We start from the raw sequence: 23,820 nt of genomic DNA, 5'->3' as shown, positions 1-23,820 counted from the left end.
CGTCGAGAAGCACACCGTCCCCGGCGAAAAGCCGGCCATGCCGGCCGCCTACCAGGGCCTGGGTTACCACGAGCTCAACGCCATGCTGAACCTCTACGGCCCCAACGGCGAAATCCAGTTCGAGGCGGACCGCGAGGCCGCCCATCAGTATTTCCTGCAGCACGTGAACAACAACACCGTGTTCTTCCACGACCTTGAGGAAAAGCTCGACTACCTCGTCAAGAACGAGTACTACGAGCGGGAAACCCTCGACCAGTACACGATGAATTTCATCCGCGAGCTCTACAACCGCGCCTACAAGAAGAAGTTCCGCTTCGAGACCTTCCTGGGCGCGTTCAAGTTCTACACTTCCTACACGCTGAAGACGTTCGACGGAAAGCGCTTCCTGGAACGCTACGAGGACCGCGTCTGCATGGTGGCCCTGCACCTGGCCCGCGGCGACGAGCAGCTCGCCACCCAGATGGTCGATGAGATCATCGAGGGCCGCTTCCAGCCGGCCACCCCCACGTTCCTGAACGCCGGCAAGAAGCAGCGCGGCGAGCTGGTCTCCTGCTTCCTGCTCCGCATCGAAGACAACATGGAGTCCATCGGCCGGTCCATCAACTCCGCGCTGCAGCTGTCCAAGCGCGGCGGCGGCGTGGCGTTCGCGCTGACCAACATCCGCGAGGTCGGCGCGCCGATCAAGCAGATCGAAAACCAGTCTTCCGGCGTCATCCCGGTGATGAAGCTCCTCGAAGACAGCTTCTCCTACGCCAACCAGCTCGGCGCCCGCCAGGGCGCCGGCGCGGTGTACCTGCACGCGCACCACCCGGACATCTACCGCTTCCTGGACACCAAGCGCGAGAACGCGGACGAGAAGATCCGCATCAAGACCCTCTCGCTGGGCGTCGTCATCCCGGACATCACCTTCGAGCTGGCCAAGAAGGACGAGGACATGTACCTGTTCTCGCCGTACGACGTCGAAAAGGTCTACGGCATGCCGTTCTCCGACGTCTCGGTCACCGAGAAGTACTACGAGATGGTGGACGATTCCCGGATCAAGAAGACCAAGATCAAGGCCCGCGAGTTTTTCCAGACCCTCGCCGAGATCCAGTTCGAATCCGGCTACCCGTACATCATGTTCGAGGACACCGTGAACCGGGAAAACCCGATCGACGGCAAGATCATCATGTCCAACCTGTGCTCGGAGATCCTCCAGGTCTCCCAGCCGACGACGTACCACGATGACCTGTCCTACGACCAGACCGGCAAGGACATCTCCTGCAACCTGGGTTCGCTGAACATCGCCAAGGCCATGGACTCGCCGGACTTCGGCCTGACCATCGAGACGGCCATCCGGTCCCTCTCGGCCGTCTCGGACATGTCCAACATCACCTCGGTGCCCTCGATCGCCCGCGGCAACGACCAGAGCCACGCGATCGGCCTCGGCCAGATGAACCTGCACGGCTACCTGGCCCGCGAGCGGGTCCACTACGGCTCCGAAGAGGGTCTGGACTTCACCAACATCTACTTCTACTCGGTGGTCTACCACGCGGTCCGCGCCTCCAACCGGCTTGCCATCCAGACCGGCCAGACCTTCGGTGGCTTCGAGAAGTCCAAGTACGCCTCCGGCGAGTTCTTCGACAAGTACACCGAGCGGGAATGGGTCCCGCAGACCGCCAAGGTCGCGGAGCTGTTCAAGAACATCCACATCCCCACCCAGGATGACTGGCGCGAGCTGAAGGCCTCCGTTATGGAGCACGGCATCTACAACCAGAACCTGCAGGCCGTCCCGCCGACGGGCTCGATCTCCTACATCAATAACTCCACCTCCTCGATCCACCCGGTGGCGTCCAAGATCGAGATCCGCAAGGAAGGCAAGCTGGGCCGCGTGTACTACCCGGCGCCGTACCTGACCAACGACAACCTGGAGTACTACCAGGACGCGTACGAGATCGGCTACGAAAAGGTCATCGACACCTACGCCGCCGCCACCCAGCACGTGGACCAGGGCCTGTCCCTGACGCTGTTCTTCAAGGACACCGCCACCACGCGCGACATCAACAAGGCCCAGATCTACGCCTGGAAGAAGGGCATCAAGACCATCTACTACATCCGTCTCCGCCAGCTCGCGCTGGAAGGGACCGAGGTGGAAAATTGTGTCTCGTGCATGCTGTAATCAACTGAAATAGGTTGAGTTTCGTTGAGGATGAAATGATGGAAACGACGACGGCGATGGGCGGCTTGGTCTACGGCATCCGGCTTCGTCGGGAGGTCGAGTACCGCTACGTCGGTATCACGACAAAGACCGCCAGTCGTCGTTTCCATCAGCACCTTCGCGTGGCAGCAGATGGTCGCAAGACACCGTTCTACGACTGGGTTCGGAAGCAGGCTCCGGCCGATCTCATTGCGGATGAGTTGGACTGGGTTGAAGGCCTGCCCGAGCTTGGACAGGCCGAGATCGAGTGGATCAGCTACCTGCGACGCGAAGGGGACCGTCTGCTGAACTTGTCCGAGGGTGGACTGGGACCGACCGGGGTGGTGTGGACCGAAGAGCAACGCGAAGCCGCCCGGTTGAGGTCAACGGGCCGGAAAGGCCTCAGCAGGCCAGGTGCTGCCAATCCGTTCTTCGGCGGTAAGCACAGCACCGGGCAGCGTCAGAAGTGGGCAGCGGACAGGAAGGGAACGTATTCCGGACCGGAGAACCCGAACTTCGGGAAGTTCGGGCCCGATCATCCAGGGTTCGGTCACTCGATGACAGATGAAGCCCGCAAAGCCCTCTCAGAAGCAAGGAAAGGTGCCGGCAACCCGAACTTCGGGAAGAAGGCCAGTGCCGAAACCCGTGCGAAAATGTCAGCAGTACGGAAGGGCCGTCCGATGCCTTCCAGCCAGCGCAACGCCCATACCAGGCACCACATGAACAAAGGTATCGAGAAAGCCGACTGCAAGTATTGCGTCGAGGACTCGGCCAAACCAAGTCTCTCTTCAGAAAGCGAGTCGGAGTCATGACAGAAAAAGTAAAGCTTCTCAGCCACGTCGAGGCGATCAACTGGAACCGGATCCAGGACGACAAGGACGTTGACGTCTGGAACCGCCTGGTCAACAACTTCTGGCTGCCGGAGAAGGTGCCGCTGTCCAACGACGTCCAGTCGTGGGCGACGCTGACCCCGGACGAGCAGCAGCTCACCATGCGCGTGTTCACCGGCCTGACCCTGCTGGACACCATCCAGGGCACCGTGGGCGCCGTCTCGCTGATTCCGGATGCGCTCACCCCGCACGAAGAGGCCGTCTACACGAACATCGCGTTCATGGAGTCCGTGCACGCCAAGAGCTACTCCTCCATCTTCTCCACACTGGCCTCCACCAAGGAGATCGACGAGGCGTTCCGCTGGTCCACCGAGAACGAGAACCTTCAGAAGAAGGCCCAGATCGTCATGGACTACTACCAGGGCGACGACCCCCTGAAGCGCAAGGTGGCCTCCACGCTGCTGGAGAGCTTCCTGTTTTACTCGGGCTTCTACCTTCCGATGTACTGGTCCTCGCGCGCCAAGCTGACGAACACGGCCGACCTGATCCGCCTGATCATCCGCGATGAAGCCGTGCACGGCTACTACATCGGCTACAAGTTCCAGAAGGGCCTGGAGGGTCTCTCCGAGGAGCGCAAGCAGGAGATCAAGGACTACACCTTCGAGCTCCTCTTCGAGCTCTACGAGAACGAAGTCCAGTACACGCACGACCTCTACGACTCCGTCGGCCTGGCCGAAGACGTCAAGAAGTTCTTGCACTACAACGCCAACAAGGCGCTGATGAACCTCGGCTACGAGGCCATGTTCCCGGCCTCGGTCACCGACGTGAACCCGGCCATCCTGTCGGCGCTGTCACCCAACGCGGACGAGAACCACGACTTCTTCTCCGGGTCGGGTTCGTCGTATGTGATTGGCAAGGCTGTTAACACTGAGGATGATGACTGGGACTTCTAGTCCTTTGTGAGATCCCGACCTAGCTGAGCAATTTCGCAGTATCTGTGAGTTGACGACTTAGTTGGCACAACTGACAAGTTAGTTGGCGCCGTGACAAACAGAATGGCGCAGCGCCAACTATCCTGGCCAGCTTTTGTCGTTTGGCCACTTTGACCTTTGCCGTCTGGATTTCCAAGATGCGTCCGCAAGCTCTAATGAGTGGCGACGCCTGCTAGGCGGAAGCAGGGGGGACCCGCACGGCGCTAGGCGTACCTCCACTGGGAGTTCACGCTGAATGTTTCCGCAACCGGTACGAATCGCAATCAAACCCGGCAGCGCAGGTTGTCGGCACGAAGGGGGATTGTCTAATGGCTCACCTTAGGCAGTAGTTCAAGGACGCGCTAAGCGCTGTAGAACCGGGTGACGACAGGACCAATGCTCCGGAAGCGCATCGGCAGGTGCGCGATGCTCTCGAGGCGGACCCTACCTTGGCGGGGTACGGAATCAAACCGGTGCTCATCGGCTCTTACAAGCGAAACGTATCCATTAGGCGCATCAAGGACGTCGATGTATTCGGCCGGCTCCCGAACATTCCGACAAGCGTCACTTCGGACGACGTTCTCAATCAATTCTTCAAGGTTCTGCACGCCGAGTTCGGCACGGATGCTGACGGTCATCGGCGCACTAAGCGCCAGGACCGTAGCCTCCAAGTGAGTTTCCCCGAGTTCGACCTCTACGTCGATGCTGTTCCTGCCCGTCCGAACGGGAGCGACGAGACGTGGGAAATTCCCCAGAAGGGTGACGAAGACCAGTGGGTGCGCACAAATCCGGAAGCCCTCACCTCACTATCGAGCGAGATGAACACGGAACACGACGGGTACTACGTCACGACAGTTAAGCTCCTTCGCCAGACTCGCCGCGCACTCCTGGGAAAGAAAAAACCGGGTGGATTTTTTCTGGAAGTTGCTGCGTACCAAGCATTTAAGTCCGGTGCCGTCTCCGGCAACGATCAGGCAGAGTACTACGTGTCGGCGCTCCGCGAAGTGAGCGCCATCATCACGAATTTTGTGCAGCACGGCATCGATGTGAATGACCCGACCCTTCCAGGCCAGCACGTCAAAATTCGGGCGACGGACGACGAACTGGACCAGGCGCGAACCAGGTTTGCCGACGCCGCGTTGGCGGCGGAAAAGGCGCTGTCCGAAATTGACGAAGGCAAGGCCGCTGTCATCTTCCGTGGTCTTCTCGGTAAGAACGGTGACGAAGAGATGGTGTTCCCCATGCCGCCGGGATTTAACGAGGACGGTTCATTGCGTGCATCCGCCATCGCAGCCGGTGATCGCGCTGTGCCAGCTGGCCAGAAGACATTCGGGTGATCTGGGCCGACTTTTCTGATTTTGTCTCCCACTCGAGACAGCATTTTGAGGAAGGTCTCATTCGAGCGGGGTATGAAGAGATCGACGGTGGTTGGCGCGGGCGAGTTGAGCACTCACTCGGACGAACGGAGGTCATCGTCTCACTTCCGCACCGGTTTCCGTTTGTCCCTCCGCAAGCCACACCGGCGGACATTGCCGACGTTCCGTGGTCGTGGCACCGAGAGCGCAACGGTGCTCTTTGCCTCGTTGCTGATGATGATCATGACGACCTGTGGTGGCGTGAGGCGCCGGCTTTTCTGGAGCACGTCGCAGCGTGGTTCGAAAGCTGTCATGACGACTGGAAAGACGACCGCCCTGATCTCGACCTTGACAGGTACTTCCGTACGGCAAATGACGATCGACTGTATGTATACGGTGACCTGGACGCGTATCGAGGCCAATTCGTGAGGTTTGGTACGGCTCCCAACAACACGATGGCGATGAAAGGCAGGGGAACCCGTCCTGCCAAGGTCTCCAAGCATCTGCGGGATCAGTTTGGCTATGTCGCGGATCTTGGCACCGTGGACGTCCCTCCCAGGAACTGGGAAGATTTGCTCGCTCGCATTGATGCTCCCGGGAACTTTGAACGGAAAATTAGGGACCGGCTTGTTGGGTTGCTCGTGCTGATCTACCAGCGCGGCGATCATGAAGGCACCACTTTCCTGAAAGTGACGCCAACCTCCAGTGGCGGGATCGACGTGCGCCGCCTTCGCAGCGGAGCCGATACCCCCCTCGCGCGATCAGTACGGTCAGGAAGGCACTCCGTCGAACTGGGCACTCGAGGCGTTGCCGTGATCGGGGTTGGCGCAATCGGTTCATTCGTTGCAGACATGCTCATCCGCGCCGGCGTAGGCCGCTTGACCCTAGTTGACGACGACGTGGTCATGCCCGGAAACCTCATCCGGCACCTCGCCGGCCCGGAAGCGGTAGGACTGCCCAAGGCAGAGGCCGTCAAGGACCAGCTGTTGCGGAAATACCGTCTTCGAGATGATCAAGTGGAAGCCGCGTGCCACAATGTGTTGACTTCCGACGTGGTGTTTCAGGCCATCCAGAACCACGATCTCGTGATTAACGCGACAGCTGATTTCGCTGTGACTGCGTTCCTGCACGCGGCAGCCTATGCCGCTGGCACGCACGTCCTGTCCGCTGCGCTTCAGAACGATGGCGACACGATACGCATAGATGTCCTTCCGCCGGTCGCAGGAGCACGCCCACTGCCGTCTTCGGCTTCTCCGGGGAGCCATAAGGAACCGACCTACTACGAGGCGGGCTGCGGCAGCCCGATCTCGCCGACGCCGCCCCACATAGCAATCGAGACCGCAGCCGTCACCGTGAGGCATGCCATCGGCCTGCTCCTCGATGAGCCCGTTCATCCATCCGGCGAGATTCGTCATCTCAAGCACACGAGGAATCAATGAAGGAAATCGCGGGCAAGGTCCGTTTGATGACAGCCGCCAGCAAAACAATCACAAACGAAAGCCGCGCGGCTCTGCCGCTGGAAAGTGGTGGCATACTCCTGGGATACCGCGAGGACCAGCACATCGTCATCACCGAAGCGCTGGTCATCAAATCCGTTGCCGCAACTACACGCCGGTATGTCCGTGACGACGTAGCAGCCAACGTACAACTGCGGACCTTTCTGGATTCCCGATCGCCCGATGATCCAGTGGGATACATCGGCGAATGGCACAGCCACCCCGGGCCCAGCCAGCCAAGCAGGACTGACATTCAAGCAATCCGCTCGACCGCTCAGGCGACCGTCGGACCGGTTGCTCTAATGGTTTGCTCAGCAGTCGGAGAGCCCCAGTTTTGCGCCGTGATCGCGATCCGCCGCCGCTTTGGCAGAATCTCAGCACGGGAGGCTGAAGTGGACCTCATCACACCGCCGCAACAATCTTCTCTCGGCGACCTCCCCGTGGGGGCCGTACGCAGCGACGGGCCGGTGTTCATCTCATATCGCCAATCGGACGGAACCTCGCGATCATCGTCGCTGGAAGGCCTGCTTCGGGCAGCCGGCCTCGTCGTTTGGCGTGACCGAAGCGATCTGAGGCCGGGAACCACAACCGACAGGCTTGAACAGGCACTCACGACAGGGCTGTCGGCAGGCGTCCTGGTAGTCACTCCGGACATTGCAAAGAGCACGATTGTGAAAGACCGGGAATTGCCCCGTCTTATCCAACTCGACCTAGACCCTAGATTCAGCCTCTGCATCGCCAACGAGATTCCCAGGGCGAACGATTGCAAGAAGCCGGATTATGCCGCCCCCGACCGACTCCTTGGCCTGGCACCCGCGTCAACACTCGGCGACAAAAAGCAAAGTAACAGTCGGACTGTCTCCGGGCGGTTGGAGATCGTGAGGGATTTGCTCATGCACCGCATCGAGCAGCGCAAGGAAGAAATCAGCACCACCGGCAGGGCCCTGACCGTCCACACCCAGACACGGACTGAGCCGTTCGCTCTTGATGCCGGAGAAGCTGACCTGCATGTGCGTATCAAGCCGCCCAAACGGGGGAAACTCCCAAACAGGCTGGGCTTGGTAGATCTCAAATCGACATTACCGCTGACGAGCGACGCGATTCGGGCAGCTGGATCGTCGACCGTCCGGATCGCGGGTGGTATGCATCTCTCTGTTGCTTTCGCAATTGGAGCAGCGTTGCCCGAGACAAAGATTGGGCACGTTGAAGTTGTCGACCTTCGCGGTCAGATCTGGACGTCCAAGTCGGACGGCGAGGCGGCAGGGCACACGATCGCAACTGTAGAAATGTCTGGAGACTTCGAGACCGACAGAGCAGCAGCCAAAGTCGCCGTTTTCGTCACGTTGACCGAAAACGCTGATGAGACGGCCTTCGCACGGCTGCTTGTTGACCAGTCCGGATTCTTCAAGTCCGCAGTTCGCATCTCTCTGGACCCTGTGGACCAAATCGATTCCCGCGAGGCAGCCAGCATCAGCAGGCAGATCGCTATGGAGATCAAGCGACTGTCGAGCACGTTTGGAAGAGCAGAAATCCACCTTGCCTTCCATGGACCGTACTCGATAGCCGTCCTTATCGGCAGATACATGAATACCGTGCGGACAGTCGTCTATGAATGGGACAATCCTGAGAACGGAGCTCCTCGCTATGCGCCTGTAATGACGCTGGACCCGGGTGTTTCAGGTGGACCAATTACCAAGGTCCATCTCTGACGCGTAGGCAGGTCGTAGGCCTCAAAGCCGCACCCGGGCCGGCGGATTTGAGCACCATGGCCGCCACCGCAGGCGCTCCTCAAGGTGTATCGATCGCAAGCCACCGGTGGACCTCGGCAGCGGAAATTGGGCTGGTAGAGGTCAATCCTCGTTCAGGGCGTAGGCTAAAAGATCGGAGTCTAGGCGGACCATACGTCGCATTCATGCGGGATCGGCTTGATGGGACGGACATCGGCCTCTGCAGACGCGCTGACTCGAACGCTTGACGTCTGATGCGACACAGCGATGCTGCGGGGTCGAGCGTAGAACACCCACTAAACTCGAACGGTGATAACAGGCGAAATCAAATCTCAGGTAGATAAGGTCTGGAACGCGTTCTGGACCGGCGGCATCTCCAACCCCCTGGAAGTGATCGAGCAGATCACGTATCTGCTCTTCCTGAAGCGCTTGGACGAGAACCAGACGCGGGCGGAGAACAAGGCCAACCGCACGGGCAAACCGGTCGAAAACCCCGTCTTCCCGTCCGGTCTGGACGAGAAGGGCCGCTCGTACCAGGACTTCCGCTGGAGCAAGTTCAAGAACTTCTCCCGCGACGAGATGTACACCGTCTTCGCCGAACACATCTTCCCGTTCCTGCGCACAGGGCTGGTCCAGCTGGCCAACGGCGAGGAATCGTCCTACACCCAGCACATGAAGGACGCCCGCTTCACCATCCCCAACGCCGGGCTGCTAGAAAAAGTCGTTGACATCATCGATGAAATCCCCATGGACGAGCGCGACACCAAGGGTGACCTCTACGAATACATGCTCGGCAAGATCGCTTCGGCCGGCACTAACGGACAGTTCCGCACGCCGCGCCACATCATCGACCTGATGGTGAAGATGACGGCGCCACAGCCGCTGGAGGCCATCTGCGACCCGGCCGCCGGCACCGCAGGGTTCCTGGTTCAAGCCGGCGAATACCTTCGGCAGCAGAATCCGAACCTGCTGACCACTCCGGAGCTCCGTCGGTTCTTTCACCAAAGTCAATTCCACGGATACGACTTTGACAGCACCATGCTGCGCATCGGGTCCATGAACATGCTCCTCCACGGGGTCGAAGACCCGGACATCACCTACCGGGACTCCCTCGCCGACCTGCACGCCTCCGAGGAGGAAAAATACGACGTCATCCTCGCCAACCCGCCCTTCGCAGGTAGCCTGGACTACGAAAACGTCGCCAAAGACCTGCTCTCGCTGGTCAAGACCAAAAAGACCGAGCTGCTCTTCTTGGCCCTGTTCCTGAGGCTGCTCAAGCCCGGTGGCCGGGCCGCAGTGATCGTGCCCGACGGCGTAATGTTCGGCTCGTCCACGGCCCACAAGGCACTGCGGCAAATGCTGGTCGAAGACCACAAGCTCGACGGCGTGGTCAAACTCCCCTCCGGCGTATTCAAACCCTACGCCGGGGTCTCCACCGCGATCTTGTTCTTCACCAAGACCAACTCCGGCGGCACTGACAACGTCTGGTTCTACGACGTGACCTCGGATGGCTTCAGCCTCGACGACAAACGGACTCCGCTCGCTGCCTCAGACCTCGACGACGTACTGGCTCGCTGGCAGCAACGGACGACGAAGGAAGCTGGCCGCGCCCGCACCGACCAGTCATTCCTCGTCCCCAAGGGTGAGATCGCCGAGAACGGCTACGATCTGTCTCTGAACAGGTACAAAGAAGTTGACCACGAAGAGATCGATCATAAGGAACCAGCGGAGATTATTGCGACCATCAAGCAAACAGAAAATGACATACGTGAAGGCCTGGCTGAGCTAGAGGAACTCATCAAATGACGGCGACCGTCGTTCCACTTGAGTCAGTAGACGCCGCCTCGCATTTGGACTCGCCCGCGACCAACATGGTGCTCCTTGGCGATGTCGTGGAATTCCTTGATCACAAGCGACGCCCAATCACTTCCAAGGACCGTATCGCTGGTCCGATCCCTTACTACGGGGCCAACGGCCAACAAGACTCGGTCGCAGGCTACATCTTCGATGAGCCACTAGTTCTCCTCGCCGAGGACGGTGGCCACTTCGATGATCCCTCCAGGGGAATCGCCTATCGTGTGAGCGGCAAAACGTGGGTGAACAACCACGCTCACGTCCTAAGGCCGACCCGGCGAGTAGACGTCAGCTACCTTGCCAGGGTCCTCGAGAACCACGACGTGCGTCCGTTCCTCACAGGAACAACGCGCAGCAAGCTGACGAAAGCTGGGGCTCAGCGAATTAAAATTTCGCTCCCCCACCTTGACGAGCAGCGGCGGATTGCGGCCATCCTGGACAAGGCCGATGAACTCCGCGCCAAACGTCGCCAAGCCCTTGCCCACCTCGACGACCTCACCCAATCCATCTTCCAAAGCATGTTCGGCGACCCCGGGGCGGATGGGGCGACATGGCGGAGATGCACTCTAGGGGAACTGGGGAGAATATCAACTGGGAAAACTCCCCCCGGCAGGCTGGGAACTGAAGCTTTTGGGGACCTTATGCCTTTTGTCACGCCCGGCGATTTGGGTCGCGATTCGGTCAAGCGCAGGCTTTCGGAAATCGGCACTCAGTACGCCCCCGCGGTCAGCGCGGGATCACTGCTCGTCTGCTGTATCGGGGCCACCATAGGGAAAATGGCGATGGCTGCGGAACTGTCGTCCTTCAATCAGCAGATCAACGCAGTGGAATGGGGAGACAGGGTAAATCCCTATTTTGGCTACCACGCAGTTTCCCTCCAGAAGCGCTCTATTGTCGCCTCAAGTTCTTCAACGACAATGCCGATTCTCAACAAGTCGTCTTTTGCACAAATTTCCATAGCCGTACCTCCGACCGCTCTCCAAGAAAAATTTGCCTGCAGGGTCCGTGCCATCGATCATGTCAAGACGTCCGGGCGCGTGCAGCTGGCGGAGGTAGACGCCCTCTTCGCGGCTCTCCAGCACCGGGCCTTCAAAGGAGATCTCTGATGAGCGAGGCGGCTTCGCCCATCACGGATTCGGAAGTGCCAATTTGGCCTCTCTTTGTGGCCCATGTGCTCCGGGTCCTGTCCGCGGGCGAGACCCTGAGTCGTAGGGAGGTCGTCTCACGCGTCATTGAGGCTGCAGGTCTTTCCGATGCAGCGAAGGCCGAGACTCTGGAAAGTGGAGGTCGCCGGTCCGAGCATCGGATCGGCTGGGCACTCAGCCACCTATCGAAGGCAGGATGGGTAGAACGCCCGTCCCGTGCCAACTACAGGATCACTGCGGCGGGCCAGCTGTGGTTGCGCGAGCATCCAGACGGTATCCGGGACTTTTCATCTGCGAATGCGGCGTTTGCACGGTTCTGGCGCAATTCAACGAACGGGAAGCCCACGGTGGCCGTTATTGACGATGCGTTGGTCGCCGACGTTGACCCGATCGAGCAGATCGAATCCGGGATCAACCGCGTCCACTCCGACGTCGGCGATGCACTGCTGACGCGTCTTCGGGAGAGCCACCCTGACTTCTTTGAGCAGGCCGTCGTCGATCTACTGCTTAAGATGGGCTACGGCGGGGCCGAACAGCGTGGACAACGTATCGGTGGCAGCAATGACGGCGGTGTCGACGGGGTAATCGACCAGGACGCGCTGGGCCTGGACCGTATTTATGTGCAGGCGAAGCGGTACGCAGATGGCAATACTGTGGGCCGTGAAGCTATTCAGGCGTTCGTCGGCGCACTGCACGGTGTGGGCGCCTCGCGCGGCGTCTTCATCACCACCAGCGCTTTCACGTCCGGTGCACGGGATTACGTGAGGTCTGTTCCTTCGCGGGTAATTCTGATCGACGGTGTCCGGCTTGTGGGGCTGATGATCAAGTACCGGGTGGGAGTCCAGGTGAAGCAGAGCTATGACATTGTCGAGCTGGACGAGGATTTTTTTGAGTAGTTACAGCCCATGGAACAGGTTTCGCATTGCCACAGGTTTGAGTTGAAAGCGGTGTCGCCTTGCTGCATTCCGGGCAGCACCATTTAGGCTCCAGAGAGAAGAGCAACAGAGGAGTGGCATTGGGGGATGTGAACAGCAACTTCGCTGTACTGCAGGCGGAGTGGCCGGGTATTGCGAAAGAAGCGCGGCTGGCCGAGCTGTATGCGCGGAAGGACCCTCGGTCTTCGCTGCTCTATGCGCGGCGATCCGTCGAAGCGCTGCTGGCCTGGCTATACGACGCTGACGACTCGCTCACGTTGCCCTACAAGAGCGATCTCAATGCCATGATGTCGGAACCGACGTTCAAGCGCCTCGCGGGCGAGACGATCGTGAGCAAGTTCCACCTCATCCGCAAAGTAGCGAACAGCGGCATCCATACCAACGCCGCCATCACCATTCAGCATTCCGAACAGACTGTTAGAGAACTCTTCCACGTTTGCATCTGGCTAGCGCTTCGCTACACCCGGGATCCCGCCAACCGCCCGGATCCCGCGATCCTCTTTAACGGCGTGTTCCTCAGCCCGGCATCGAAGCCGGGCGTTCCGGCGCCTGCCGAGAAGCCCCGCACCGCTGACCAGACGGCGAAACTCGCCGAAGAACTGGCCGCCAAGGATGCGTCGTTGGCCGCGCAGAGGCAGGATAACGAGCAGCTTCAGGCCCAGCTTGTGGCCCTGCGTGCGGAGATCGCTCGGGCGAAGGAAGAGAACAAGAAGCTCCCGGACAGCCACGACTACTCCGAGGCGGAGACCCGGGTCTACATCGATCTGTACCTGGGCGAAGCAGGATGGGCACTGGACAGTGCCGAGGACCGAGAATTCGAAGTCCACCACATGCCCACCCACGCCGGCCCTACCACCGGAACCGGGTTCGTTGACTACGTCCTTTGGGGATCCGACGGCAAGCCACTCGCCGTCGTCGAGGCCAAAAGGTCAACTAAGTCACCCTACGAGGGGCAGCAGCAGGCGAAGCTCTACGCCGATGCGCTGGAGAAGGAGAAGGGCCAGCGCCCGGTTATCTACTACAGCAACGGTTACGAGCACTGGATCTGGGACGACGCCTCCGGTTATCCGCCCCGTCCTGTCCAGGGCTTCCACACACGGGACCAGCTCCAGCTCATGGTGGACCGCCGCGCGACCCGCAAACCCCTTGCCGCGGCGGCCATCAATACTGACATCGCGGGCCGTACCTACCAGCAGGCGGCCATCCGGGCCGTCACCGACGCCCTGGAAACGAACAAGGAACGCAAGGCGCTGCTCGTTATGGCGACGGGCTCCGGCAAGACGCGCACCGTCGTCGCGCTCTCCAGCCTGCTGATGCAGGCCAACTGGGCCAAACGCGTACTGTTCCTGGCCGACCGTGTCGCCCTGGTCGACCAGGCCGCCCGTGCCTTCAAAACCAACCTCCCTGGATCATCCCCAGTGGTGCTGGGCCGCGATGTGGAGGCTGACAGCCGCATCCACATCGCCACGTATCCGACGATGATGAACCTGATCAATGAACGAACTGACGACGGCACGGTCCTGAAGCAGCGGTTCGGGATCGGCCACTACGACCTGATCATCATCGACGAGGCCCACCGCTCCGTGTACCAGAAGTACCGGGCCATCTTTGAGTACTTCGATGCGCATCTGGTGGGCCTGACCGCCACACCCCAGTCTGAAGTGGACCGCAACACCTACTCTCTGTTCGACATCGAGGACCATGTCCCGACGTTCGCTTACGAGCTGACCCAGGCCATCTCCGACGGCTACCTCGTACCGCCCCGGGCCGTGTCCATTCCGCTGAAGTTCCCGGTCGAAGGAATCCGCTACGACGAGCTCTCGGACGAGGAAAAGGAGGCGTGGGACTCCGCAGAGTGGGATGAGGACGGGGAGGTTCCCGACGCCGTGGATCCGGGGATCCTGAACACCTGGCTGTTCAACGCCAACACCGTGGACAAGGCCCTCGAGGTGCTGATGACCCGCGGGCACAAGGTGTCCGGGGGGGACCGGCTCGGGAAGACGATCATCTTTGCCAAGAACCAGAAGCATGCCGAATTCATCGCCGAACGGTTCAACATCAACTACCCCCAGTACGGGGGCACTTTCGCGAAGATCATCACGCACAGCGTCAATTACGTATCCACCCTGATCGATGCCTTCGCCCGCACCGAGGACAGTCCACACATTGCCGTGTCGGTGGACATGCTGGATACCGGGATCGACGTGCCCGAAGTGGTCAACCTGCTCTTCTTCAAGGTGGTGCGTTCTAAGACGAAGTTCTGGCAGATGGTGGGCCGCGGCACCCGACTCAGGCCGGAGCTGTACGGACCTGGTAAGGACAAGCAGGACTTCTTCATCTTCGACGTCTGCCAGAACATTGAATACTTCAACGCCGAGCTGCCCGGTTCCGAAGGGTCCTTGGGACAGTCCCTGGCGCAGCGCAGCTTCGCCGTCCGGGCACAGCTGCTGGCCGAAGCCCGCACGGCCGGGCTCGACGGCGACTTCGTGCCGGCGCTCCAGTCCGGCCTTGTGGGCCAGGTAGCGGGGCTGCCCCGGGAGAACTTCCTGGTGCGCCCGCAACTGCAGTGGGTGGAGAAGTTCGCCAATGCCCACTCGTGGGCCGCACTCGGTACCCAGGACCTGACGGACCTACAGACCAAGCTCGCACCCTTGGCCACGCTGGCCTCCGCCGCCGATACGGAGGAAGCAAAACGCTTCGACCTGCTGATGTATCAGGCACAGCTCGCCGCGCTGACCTCTGCCGCGGCCGTCGAGCCGTACCGCAAGAAAATTGTCGAGATTGCCTCCGCCCTTCAGGATCAGCCAAACATCCCCGCCATCGCGGCCCAGATGGGCCTGATCCAGTCGATTATCGAGGGACGGGAGTGGGGCCAGGTCTCGCCGCAGTGGCTGGAGCTGATCCGGGTCCGGCTCCGGGGGCTGGTCCACTTGATCGAGAAGAAGCGCCGCAAGGTGGTCTACACGAACTTCGAAGACACCCTCGGCGAGATCCTCGAAGGTGAGCTGAAGGGGACCGTGACCGGATCGGTAGATCTGGACCGGTACCGCGAGAAGGCCCGGATGTACCTCCAAGGCTTTCTGGACCACATGGCAATCCATCGCCTACGCCGCGGGCTGCCCCTGACCGAGACCGATCTGACTGAACTTCAGCGCATGCTGATCGAGAGCGGAGCGGGTTCACCCGAGGAGCTTGAAGCGGCCACCACACAAGCTGAGGGCCTTGGGCTGTTCGTCAGGTCTCTGGTGGGCATGGATCGACAAGCGGCGTTGGATTCCTTGTCTGAGTTCGTGGGAGACAAGGCCCTCAACGCAAACCAGCTGCACTTCGTCGACATGATCGTCCAGCAACTCACCGAGAACGGCGTCGTGGACGTCGGCGCGCTGTACGAGTCTCCCTACAGCGACGCTGCTCCCGCCGGGCCGGAGAGCTTGTTCCCGGAGTCGGACGTGGATCTGCTGGCTGAGGCGCTGAACCGGGTGCGCGTTTCGGCGATGGTGGGATAACCCGGCGGTCACGGGCAGGTCTGCAATAGCCGAGTTGGAAAGGAATCTGTGTGGAAGCCGTGCCGGGTATTGCCATGTCGATGGTCGGAAAGCTACTTGAGGAAGTCTCGTGGGAACACGCGACCAGTTACCGTCAAGGCGGCAGAGGCCGGGAGAACGTGCTGAGCGCAGAAGTTATGATGGCGCTCGATTTCCTTCCCCGCGACCGCTTCCTCGGTGCGGCAATTCGTGCCGCCAAGGGCGCCGACCACGCCAGGAATGTCCTGGCCAAAGAGATCGAAGAAGCCGAACTTCGATTCCTGCCGGGGGATATGACGCTCGCCCCGAACCGGTTAGGAACTGACCAGCTCGTCGTGCAGCCAGACGCTCTCATCACTTCTCCGGGCTCTTTTGTCCTCGTTGAGGCCAAGCGTGTTCGATCGAGTTCATTCCAGCCAGAGCAGCTGGCAAAGGAATACGTGGCAACGATTGCGCATGCAGCTACGCGCACCCCTCTGATCCTGTTGCTGGGCGCGGCACCTCCGGTTCTGGTTCGAGGCCGCGGCCGAATGAGTCTCGAAGACGCCATCTCCTCCGAACTTGAGTCCGTACTACTACGCGCTAACAACGAGCAGCTGGCGTTGGAAGGGCTGGTTGAACAGATCCACGATGTCTTCTGCTGGATTACCTGGTCGGAGCTCTCGGCCGTGATTGGCAATCAGGCTGCAGACTTCTCGACGACCGATCCGTCCGTCAACGCGTCCGTCCAGCGCCTCGCGAAATCCCTACGCTCGTCGATTGCCTGGCACGCGTAGATGGCTGCAGGGTCGTTAGTAATGTCTCAGCGTCCCCGGGACCACGCGCGCCAACGGCGGTGACAGTATCTACCTGGGAGGTTGGCTCCCCGTGCGCCACCCGGATCGAAATCAGTGTGCATTCCTGTTTCGGCGTCACGGGCCCGCGGACGTCCGTTGTGGTGCACGGTGTTGCGCTGCAGACGTATCGAGGCGGATTGCGCGTCGGCGCTCCTTGTACGCCCACAGCGGCGTGCCGAGACTCGGGCGGCTCACGCGCCCGACTGCCCCTCCAGATCAACGGCGTCCCCGGCCTGGAGATCAAGGCCGTGCGCAGGGACTCGAGCACGCAGTTCCGTGCCATTCTCAGCCGGCCGGACTACGGGCTCGACAGCTTCGACCTGCTCCTGGAAGCCGAAAGGCAGGCCAGGTCCTAGAACTGGTCCGTGAGGCCGCTGACTTACCCTGACATCAACCAATGGTCGTGCGCTCCCGCAGGCGTTGAAGTCGACGCTTAGGGCCGTTTCCGTGGTTTTCCGTTCCCTCTCCTGGAGGGTGACCCGCACCGCGGCCGTTCCACAGCCCACAGGATCTGCCAGGCTGGTGCGCAGCGGCACAGTCTTCGGAAAGGGTCTGATCTGCGTTGGCGCTACGTTCATGGATCTGGGCGCCAGCCACCGGGTACTGGTCCGCGAAGTGGCGATCGGGACCGCCCCTTCCGGAACTGACCAACGCGGGGGACAGTGTCGAACTACCCGGGGCGGGCTGTCTTGAGACTATGCCCAATGAAATACTGCTCGGAATTCGAAGAATCGGGTGAGTGCGAATGTAAGCTCTCGTCATGAGAGTACCGCCTCCGAGGAGTTCGGACCGTAGATCACAAAATCTTCAGGTTGGTGAGCTCTTTACTGACCGCGAGAGTGAGGCCAGGGCTTTCAGCAATGCTCTAAGGAGCTTCCGGAAATATTTGGACTCGGACACTGATGCCGGAGACGCTCGCAGGAACCTACTGGTTTATTACGGCCTGGGTGGCATAGGCAAGACCGCGCTCTCCGAGCGTCTCGAAAAATGGACTAATCGTGCTCTACCCCTGATAAACGGGTGGGGCCCACCCCCGGCCACACAAGTCAAGGCCACTGCCCGCATCGATCTCCACGGCTCGGCCGGGCAGATCGACATTGCTTCAGCACTCATCACGCTGCGGGCCGGCGTTTCGCAACTTGCTCCTCGGTGGCCCGTTTTTGATTTGGCCCTTGCCGCATACCTTTCCGCACTTCGCCCCGGGGAGCCGCTTCCAAAATTCAGTGGGCGTGACGAACTCACTGATGCCGTCACAGGAACCCTTCGAGACTCACTTTCTGACCTCGGACAGGTACTTGAGATCGCCGCAGCCGGGACAGGGGCTGGACTCGGTGTGATGGCCGTCCGGAGACTAATTGGAGAACTCCAAAGGAGACACGATCTCCGGCTCGGAATCGATGCCTATCCGGGCTTTGAAAAATTTCTTTTACGTTGCAGCAACGACCCAAGCCCAACAGAACCTCGCCCTGAGTTAGCGTGTGAAATTGCAGAGCTGCTTTCCTGGGAGCTATCAAAACTAGGGCCCTGCCCGCTTGTGGCAGTCTTTGTTGACACCACGGAACGCTTGGCGCTCGACCCGAGGCGGGTATCCGAGGGCTATCTCAACTCGCTGATAAACGCCATGCCAAACGTCCTTTTCGTACTAACTGGGCGCGACATGATGGATTGGTACGACGAGTCCCGTGTCAACTTACCTAATCGCGGACGTCGAATTTGGCCCAACTTGGTACCCGGCACGGACTGTGAACCTAGGCAGCATCTGCTCGGGCGGCTTTCACCAGCTGATACGAGAGCGGTGATTCTGCGAGGGCGAGAGCAGCTTGACCTTCCGATGAGCGATGGCGTCGTGGAAGAACTCGTCGAGTCGTCCGCCGGCTTGCCCCAGTACCTGGAACTGGCTCGGCAGGTGGCAATAACTATCAAGGGGGCTGGTGACGGTCGACAAGTAGAGGTTGCGGACGTCACAGGCTCTCTAGGTGAACTTGTAATGCGTGTCCTTGAGGACGTGCCTGCCGATGAGCAGCGCGCGATCCGCGCTGCCAGCCTTTTTCGCACCTTCGACACTCATCTCATTGCTGCCGCTGCCAGTGTCGATCATGGCTGTGCTGAGCGCGCCGTTGGACGTCCGATGATCGACCGCTACACGGGCGAGCGATTCGCTCACCGCATGCACGACGCTGTTCGAGAAGCCATACGGTCAGCGGACCATCGAGTTCCAGGAGGCTGGTCGGAAAAGGACTGGCAGCTGGCTGCCAGTCGCGCGGTTGCGGCCGCCCGTGAACTTCACGATGACGCCAAGGAAAGGGAAGACTCTCGAGAAGTACTCGATGCTCTCGGGATCGCGATCACCCTTGTGTGTGAACAGGAGGTAATCCTCGATCCCTCGAGTAGTCCGTCCTACCGAGACTGGCTTTCTAGAGCGATCGTCTTTAGCCCCTCAGTACAGGGACTGCAGTCAAGAGTGCCGGGCACGAGCAGGACAGCGTACGGCCAGCATGTCCTGAATTTCATTTCCGGCAAGTCCGTGGACCGTCCCATACAAGACCGCATGCAACTACTTCAGTCAATCTTCGAGTCCGACCACCCTCTGCGTTTTGCGGCCGGACGCCACCTCGGTTATAGCCTGAAGGCGCAGTACCGCTGGGACGAATCGTTAGTAGTTTTTGACAAACTGGTCACCTTAGAGCCTTCCCAGCTGAACATCGGCCAAGCGCCCAAAGTCCTGAGCATGGCACGTAGATTCGCCGATGCCATGTCGGTCGCAGCCGGTACCGACGCCATGGCGCAACTCGTCAGGACTACGGAGTACGCGCACGGCCGCCCGGAACGATACTTCCGAGAAATTGATGAGAAAATTTCCAAGCTTCAGAAAGCTGGCCGCCAACGTGAACTCCTTGAAGACCTGGGTGACAAACTCGTACGAAGGGCACTTTTCCACGACGATCTAGACACGCGGGAGCTGGAGAAATACACGGGCGAAGCTGAACTTGTGGGACATGTGTATGCCACTCGAAGCGCGTTGCTTGCCACCGTTTTGCACCACGAAGCGAGTGCTGACAACCTTTCGGCTGCTCTCGAGCGACTGAAGGTGCTTGACCAGGCCTCCACTAATAACGAAACCATCGGCTTTCGCTATGCCTTAGGGGAGTTTTGCGACGCCCTATTAGACGGGGATCGCGACCGCCTCGTCAGTCTCCATGATGAGGCGGCGTTCGTCGAAGTCCGAAGCCGTGCTTGGATTCCGGTCGAGATGTTCTTCGAAGCCATCGACCTGCCGCTTCCCCCTATGCCGACCCAGTGGCTGGAAGAACGTGATGTGGTCAAGCAGCGGTGGGCCGGTCATCTAAGCGCCTACCTGGCCAGGCATAAACCGGCCTGAGTTGCGTATCAAATCCTGCCAACACTATGTTGACAGGAACGCTTTGGCCAGCCATCACGGCGAATGGGTCGGCGGGCAAAGGTGCCAGCCGGAGAGAGGTCGGCGGAGAGTCCTTCTGCAGCTTCTTGCCGCGGTGAAACCAGATGATTGAGTGTGTGGTGAGCGGGACTTGGACCCCACAACGGGCTAGATCAATGGCTGGTAGTTCTCTTCGGGCTGGAACACGCTTTATATAACGTGTAATCGAAGGGGTCACCAAGGTCTGTACCGGAGGGGGTAAGGGCCTCAAGCTCGAACTGCACCGTGACCGTTACGGCCAGACAACGGAGCCGGCGCCACAAACTTCCAGTTAGACGGGCCACTTCACGCCAGTTCTCAGGACAAGTCCCCGTGGGATCCCGCCGATACGTTGCCGATACGTTGCTGGAATTTCTTCCAAGTAGATCAACAACTCACATCCCTTGTGAGGTGTCGACCCCATAGGAAGAATGGCACCCTTGTAAACTCGAGGAAGGCGGTCCGGAAGGCGGTCTACGGCCTGAATGATCTGTGGACCCGTCGGAGCCTTTTTCGACTAGCAGCGGGTGCTGGCCTTGCATCCTGATTTCGCCGTTGCCACCACTGCCTCGAGGAGACTCCCCGACTTTTTGGCAAGCTCGCCAGAGGACTTTAGGGCATTGCGCGCTTCTTCACTCACCTGCAGGAACGACGGAAGGGGAGCGGCGGCCGCGGCTGCTTCCTTCTCCGCGGCCGCCCAGGATGATCCGCAAGTGCCTGAGGACGTAGCTATGCCGAGTCCTTGTTTGAGCAATTCCGTAGGGTCGTACTGAGGAGAAAAGACTTTAGGGACCTTCACGGCTATGTCATAGACAGCTTTGGTGCAATCCCAGACCGCTTGGCGAACAGCCGAACCGGACGTGACGGCCGACCTGAGGGCGGAGGTGGTCTTCTTCACGACTTGCTTCAGTACGAACTCGTTGGCCATCCAGGCCAGGCTGAGATCAGGATGGATAACCCATTGGAACGAAGCAGGTGGGGAGTCGACAGAAATTGTTTCCGTTGGCGCCATGAAGCTGTATGAGTACATGCTGACTGATGCCAGCGCATGGAATTCCTGGACTTTCTGCTGCGGCTCTTGCGAAGACGGGTTTACAGGAGGGTCTGAATAGAACGCCCACACCATGTCGCTCTTGTTGGTCAGCGAGACTGACCCCGTCGAGTCGTTCACGCAGGCGACGATGAGACCGACATACTTGAGCTCCTCAGCAGTCTGAGCAACAGGGTGTTCCCGACGCGGCCACTTCGGCGTGCAACCGGTGTCCGGGACCACCGCCGCCGGCGTTGTGGCACCCGATCCGCCGGTATATGGGGCCAGCGCCGGGGAGCTGTCGCCCGCGCTCCCTCCGCCGTAGTCTTGAGGCGCCTGCTGCACGCCGACTGAACCGCCTGACCCGCCGGAGCTGCCACCACCACCCCCACACGCGCTCAGCTGCACGGCCACGATCAAAACTGTGCAGGCCGCAAGGAGACGCGCAGCCCTACGGCCGCGACGAAAGTTCTCCGTCCGATGTCTCCCCAGCTCATGAAGGATGCTGTCCATGCTGCCACCCCGTTGGAGACGAGTGATGCCCTACAGGCTACGCCTGGGGAGAACCGTGTTCAACAGTTCTTTCAGAGCCGGCCGTCGGACGACCCGACTGGATCCGTCCCCAGACACACCTACGGAGGTAATCCGGGAAGGTGCCACTCTCAGCCCACCGCAGCTTCGACATCGAACACGAGAACGAGGCCCCGTTCGCCCTGACCGTGGATGTGGCCAAGGGCCCCATCGCGGGCGCCATCAAGATCCACTGGCAGAACGCCTGGGATCTGGGGAGCGGCCCTCCGCCGTCCGCCCACATGAGGTTGGACAGTGCCGGACCCGGACTCCGTACCCGCGTTCCGGAGCGGAATTCTTCCTCGCCCGGGGTGGTTCCAACAGTATGGCCCTTCCCCTTCCCCGGATTTCCATTCTCGACCGTGCCAACGCCCGGGACGGGTTTCCTGCTGCGGACGCCCTGAACCGGGTGCTGGAACGGGCCCAGCGGGCGGAGGAATGGGGCTACCACCGCTTCTGGGTCGCAGAGCACCACGCAGTGCCGGGCATTGCCGGTTCCGTTCCGGCCGTGCTGATGGCCGCCGTTGCCGCCCGGACGCACTCCATACGGGTCGGTTCAGGAGGCATCATGCTTCCCAACCACCAACCACTCGTGGTGGCCGAACAGGCGGCCACGCTGGAGGCCCTGCATCCCGCGCGGATCGACCTGGGCGTTGGCCGGTCTGTCGGTTTCACCCCGGCAGTCCGGAATGCGCTGCGCGCCGGGAAACAGGACGCGGAGCGGTTTGAAGACCAGCTGGCCCAACTGCTTGCTTACCTGTCCGGAGCCGCGCCCATCACTGCCCGGCCGCGGAACGATTCGGCTACACCGGTATTCGTGCTGGCCACCGGTTCGGGAATCGATATTGCGGCCCGTGCCGGCCTGGCTGTGGTGCTGGGCGGCCCGGCCGTGTTCCGGACCGATCAGAACGGCACACTCCCGGCGCTGGAAAGGTACCGCTCACAGTTCCGTCCATCACGCTGGTTCGAGCGCCCCTTCATCCTGGTTTCGGCCAACGTAGCAGTGGCCGCCACCCGCCAGGCAGCGAGGGAACTGCTTCTGCCAGAAGCCGTCGCACTGGCCCGCTCCAGGACCACCGGCGAATTCGCTGCCTTGGCGCCCGTGGGTCCGGCCGAATGGGCCGGGCTGACTCCTCGGGAAAAGGAAGCGGTCGAAATGAGCCTGTCCACATCGCTCTACGGCACGGCCTCCGAGGTGCGGACCCAAGTCCAGCACCTGCTCGCGACCTCCGGAGCTAACGAGTTGCTGATCACAGGCGGAGCCTTCGATGTCGCGGCACAGGCGGAATCCGACCGGATCCTGGCCGGGCTCTTCCCCCAGGACGAGCGCCGCAGCATGGACGACCGCAGTGGATTCGCGGCATCCCATTGACGCCCACCTGACTTGACGCCGTCTAACGCCCTCCCAGCGCGAGCAGCCATTCCGGCCTGGCCCGGTCCTACAAATGCGCGGCGGTGGAGGAGCTACTGCTCGGCGCCGCCGTGCAGCGGGTCGTCGCTGGCGTCGCTGTCTGGTGTTACGCCGAGGTCCTCCGGGGGTAGGTCGATGTTCCCGATCGCCTCGGACATATTCGGCATTCCGGGGACGCTGTAAGTATCCGGAAAGATGCCGTGGGCTTGTTCCTCGATCAGGGCTTCCTCTTCGCTGAAGCGGATCTCGTTCGCTTCGTCGCCGACGTCGCCCGGGAGGTCCTCGCTGAACTTTGACGGGTTTGGAACTATAAAGCCGTTGAAGCTGTCCTCGCTGCTGCCGGTCATTGGTTCATCCTTTCGTAAAGCCTGAATCACCTCAGCGTATGCCCGGCAGCTCAGGTATGACCCGGACGCAACCGGGGGACTTTCTGAGTGCCGGAGTGGGATAGGGCTAATGCGCACCCCGGCAGTGTTGCATTGGGCTGTCCGGACGAGGGTGATCGATGCCATGTTGACGGAGGA

14 protein-coding genes and 1 pseudogene are annotated in these 23,820 nt (G+C 60.6%); 13 read left to right on the top strand and 2 right to left on the bottom strand.

The window, feature by feature from the left end; all coding sequences use genetic code 11:
• The first annotated feature begins 37 nt into the window (after positions 1-37).
• From nrdE to ACUYM2_RS10345, 12 genes and pseudogenes are all read left to right on the top strand, one after another.
• Entirely contained in the window at positions 38-2,158 is a 2,121-nt protein-coding gene (gene nrdE / locus ACUYM2_RS10400; protein WP_481601465.1) for a class 1b ribonucleoside-diphosphate reductase subunit alpha, read from the top strand.
• A gap of 14 nt (positions 2,159-2,172) precedes the next feature.
• Complete coding sequence (locus ACUYM2_RS10395; RefSeq protein WP_481599993.1) at positions 2,173-2,988, top strand: NUMOD3 domain-containing DNA-binding protein; 816 nt, start codon at positions 2,173-2,175, stop codon at positions 2,986-2,988.
• Positions 2,985-3,959 (top strand): class 1b ribonucleoside-diphosphate reductase subunit beta, encoded by a 975-nt coding sequence (nrdF, locus tag ACUYM2_RS10390; RefSeq protein ID WP_018773326.1) that lies wholly within the window; start codon positions 2,985-2,987, stop codon positions 3,957-3,959. Before ACUYM2_RS10395 ends, nrdF begins: the two co-directional genes overlap by 4 nt.
• 380 nt (positions 3,960-4,339) lie before the next feature.
• A pseudogene (locus ACUYM2_RS10385) lies at positions 4,340-5,314 on the top strand (SMODS domain-containing nucleotidyltransferase); the annotation flags it as partial.
• A complete protein-coding gene (locus tag ACUYM2_RS10380) occupies positions 5,311-6,771 on the top strand; it encodes a HesA/MoeB/ThiF family protein (RefSeq protein ID WP_481599992.1) in 1,461 nt (486 codons plus the stop codon). The pseudogene ACUYM2_RS10385 and the gene ACUYM2_RS10380, both read left to right, overlap by 4 nt.
• Positions 6,768-8,537 carry an SAVED domain-containing protein gene (locus tag ACUYM2_RS10375; protein WP_481599991.1) on the top strand — a complete coding sequence of 590 codons (1,770 nt, stop codon included), beginning with the start codon at positions 6,768-6,770 and terminating at the stop codon, positions 8,535-8,537. Before ACUYM2_RS10380 ends, ACUYM2_RS10375 begins: the two co-directional genes overlap by 4 nt.
• A 327-nt stretch (positions 8,538-8,864) precedes the next feature.
• The gene (locus ACUYM2_RS10370) at positions 8,865-10,361 is read left to right on the top strand and encodes a type I restriction-modification system subunit M (protein WP_481599990.1); all 1,497 of its coding nucleotides are present in this window, start codon (positions 8,865-8,867) and stop codon (positions 10,359-10,361) included.
• Positions 10,358-11,515, top strand: coding sequence for a restriction endonuclease subunit S (locus ACUYM2_RS10365; RefSeq protein WP_481599989.1), 1,158 nt, complete (start codon positions 10,358-10,360; stop codon positions 11,513-11,515). Before ACUYM2_RS10370 ends, ACUYM2_RS10365 begins: the two co-directional genes overlap by 4 nt.
• Complete coding sequence (locus ACUYM2_RS10360; RefSeq protein WP_481599988.1) at positions 11,515-12,450, top strand: restriction endonuclease; 936 nt, start codon at positions 11,515-11,517, stop codon at positions 12,448-12,450. The genes ACUYM2_RS10365 and ACUYM2_RS10360 overlap by 1 nt, the downstream gene beginning before the upstream one ends.
• Before the next feature lie 128 nt (positions 12,451-12,578).
• Positions 12,579-15,995, top strand: a complete 3,417-nt coding sequence (locus ACUYM2_RS10355) for a DEAD/DEAH box helicase family protein (protein WP_481601464.1) — start codon at positions 12,579-12,581, stop codon at positions 15,993-15,995.
• 50 nt (positions 15,996-16,045) lie between these two features.
• Positions 16,046-16,789, top strand: a complete 744-nt coding sequence (locus ACUYM2_RS10350; protein WP_481599987.1) for a hypothetical protein — start codon at positions 16,046-16,048, stop codon at positions 16,787-16,789.
• A gap of 946 nt (positions 16,790-17,735) precedes the next feature.
• On the top strand, positions 17,736-20,228 hold the full coding sequence (locus ACUYM2_RS10345) for a hypothetical protein (RefSeq protein ID WP_481599986.1): 2,493 nt from the start codon (positions 17,736-17,738) through the stop codon (positions 20,226-20,228).
• A 574-nt stretch (positions 20,229-20,802) separates the two neighbouring features.
• Here ACUYM2_RS10345 and ACUYM2_RS10340 read toward each other — a convergent pair.
• Positions 20,803-21,729 carry a hypothetical protein gene (locus ACUYM2_RS10340; RefSeq protein WP_481599985.1) on the bottom strand — a complete coding sequence of 309 codons (927 nt, stop codon included), beginning with the start codon at positions 21,727-21,729 and terminating at the stop codon, positions 20,803-20,805.
• A gap of 481 nt (positions 21,730-22,210) precedes the next feature.
• Here ACUYM2_RS10340 and ACUYM2_RS10335 point away from each other — a divergent pair, with 481 nt between their 5' ends.
• A complete protein-coding gene (locus ACUYM2_RS10335) occupies positions 22,211-23,257 on the top strand; it encodes an MsnO8 family LLM class oxidoreductase (RefSeq protein WP_481599984.1) in 1,047 nt (348 codons plus the stop codon).
• 92 nt (positions 23,258-23,349) lie between these two features.
• Here the strand turns inward: ACUYM2_RS10335 and ACUYM2_RS10330 are convergent, their stop codons facing one another.
• Positions 23,350-23,643, bottom strand: a complete 294-nt coding sequence (locus tag ACUYM2_RS10330; RefSeq protein ID WP_481599983.1) for a hypothetical protein — start codon at positions 23,641-23,643, stop codon at positions 23,350-23,352.
• Positions 23,644-23,820 lie beyond the last annotated feature (177 nt).

It is taken from the genome of Arthrobacter sp. SD1074B, from assembly GCF_056780195.1.
Note: the sequence above shows the minus strand (reverse complement) of the source record. Positions and strands in the feature narration are given on the sequence as shown.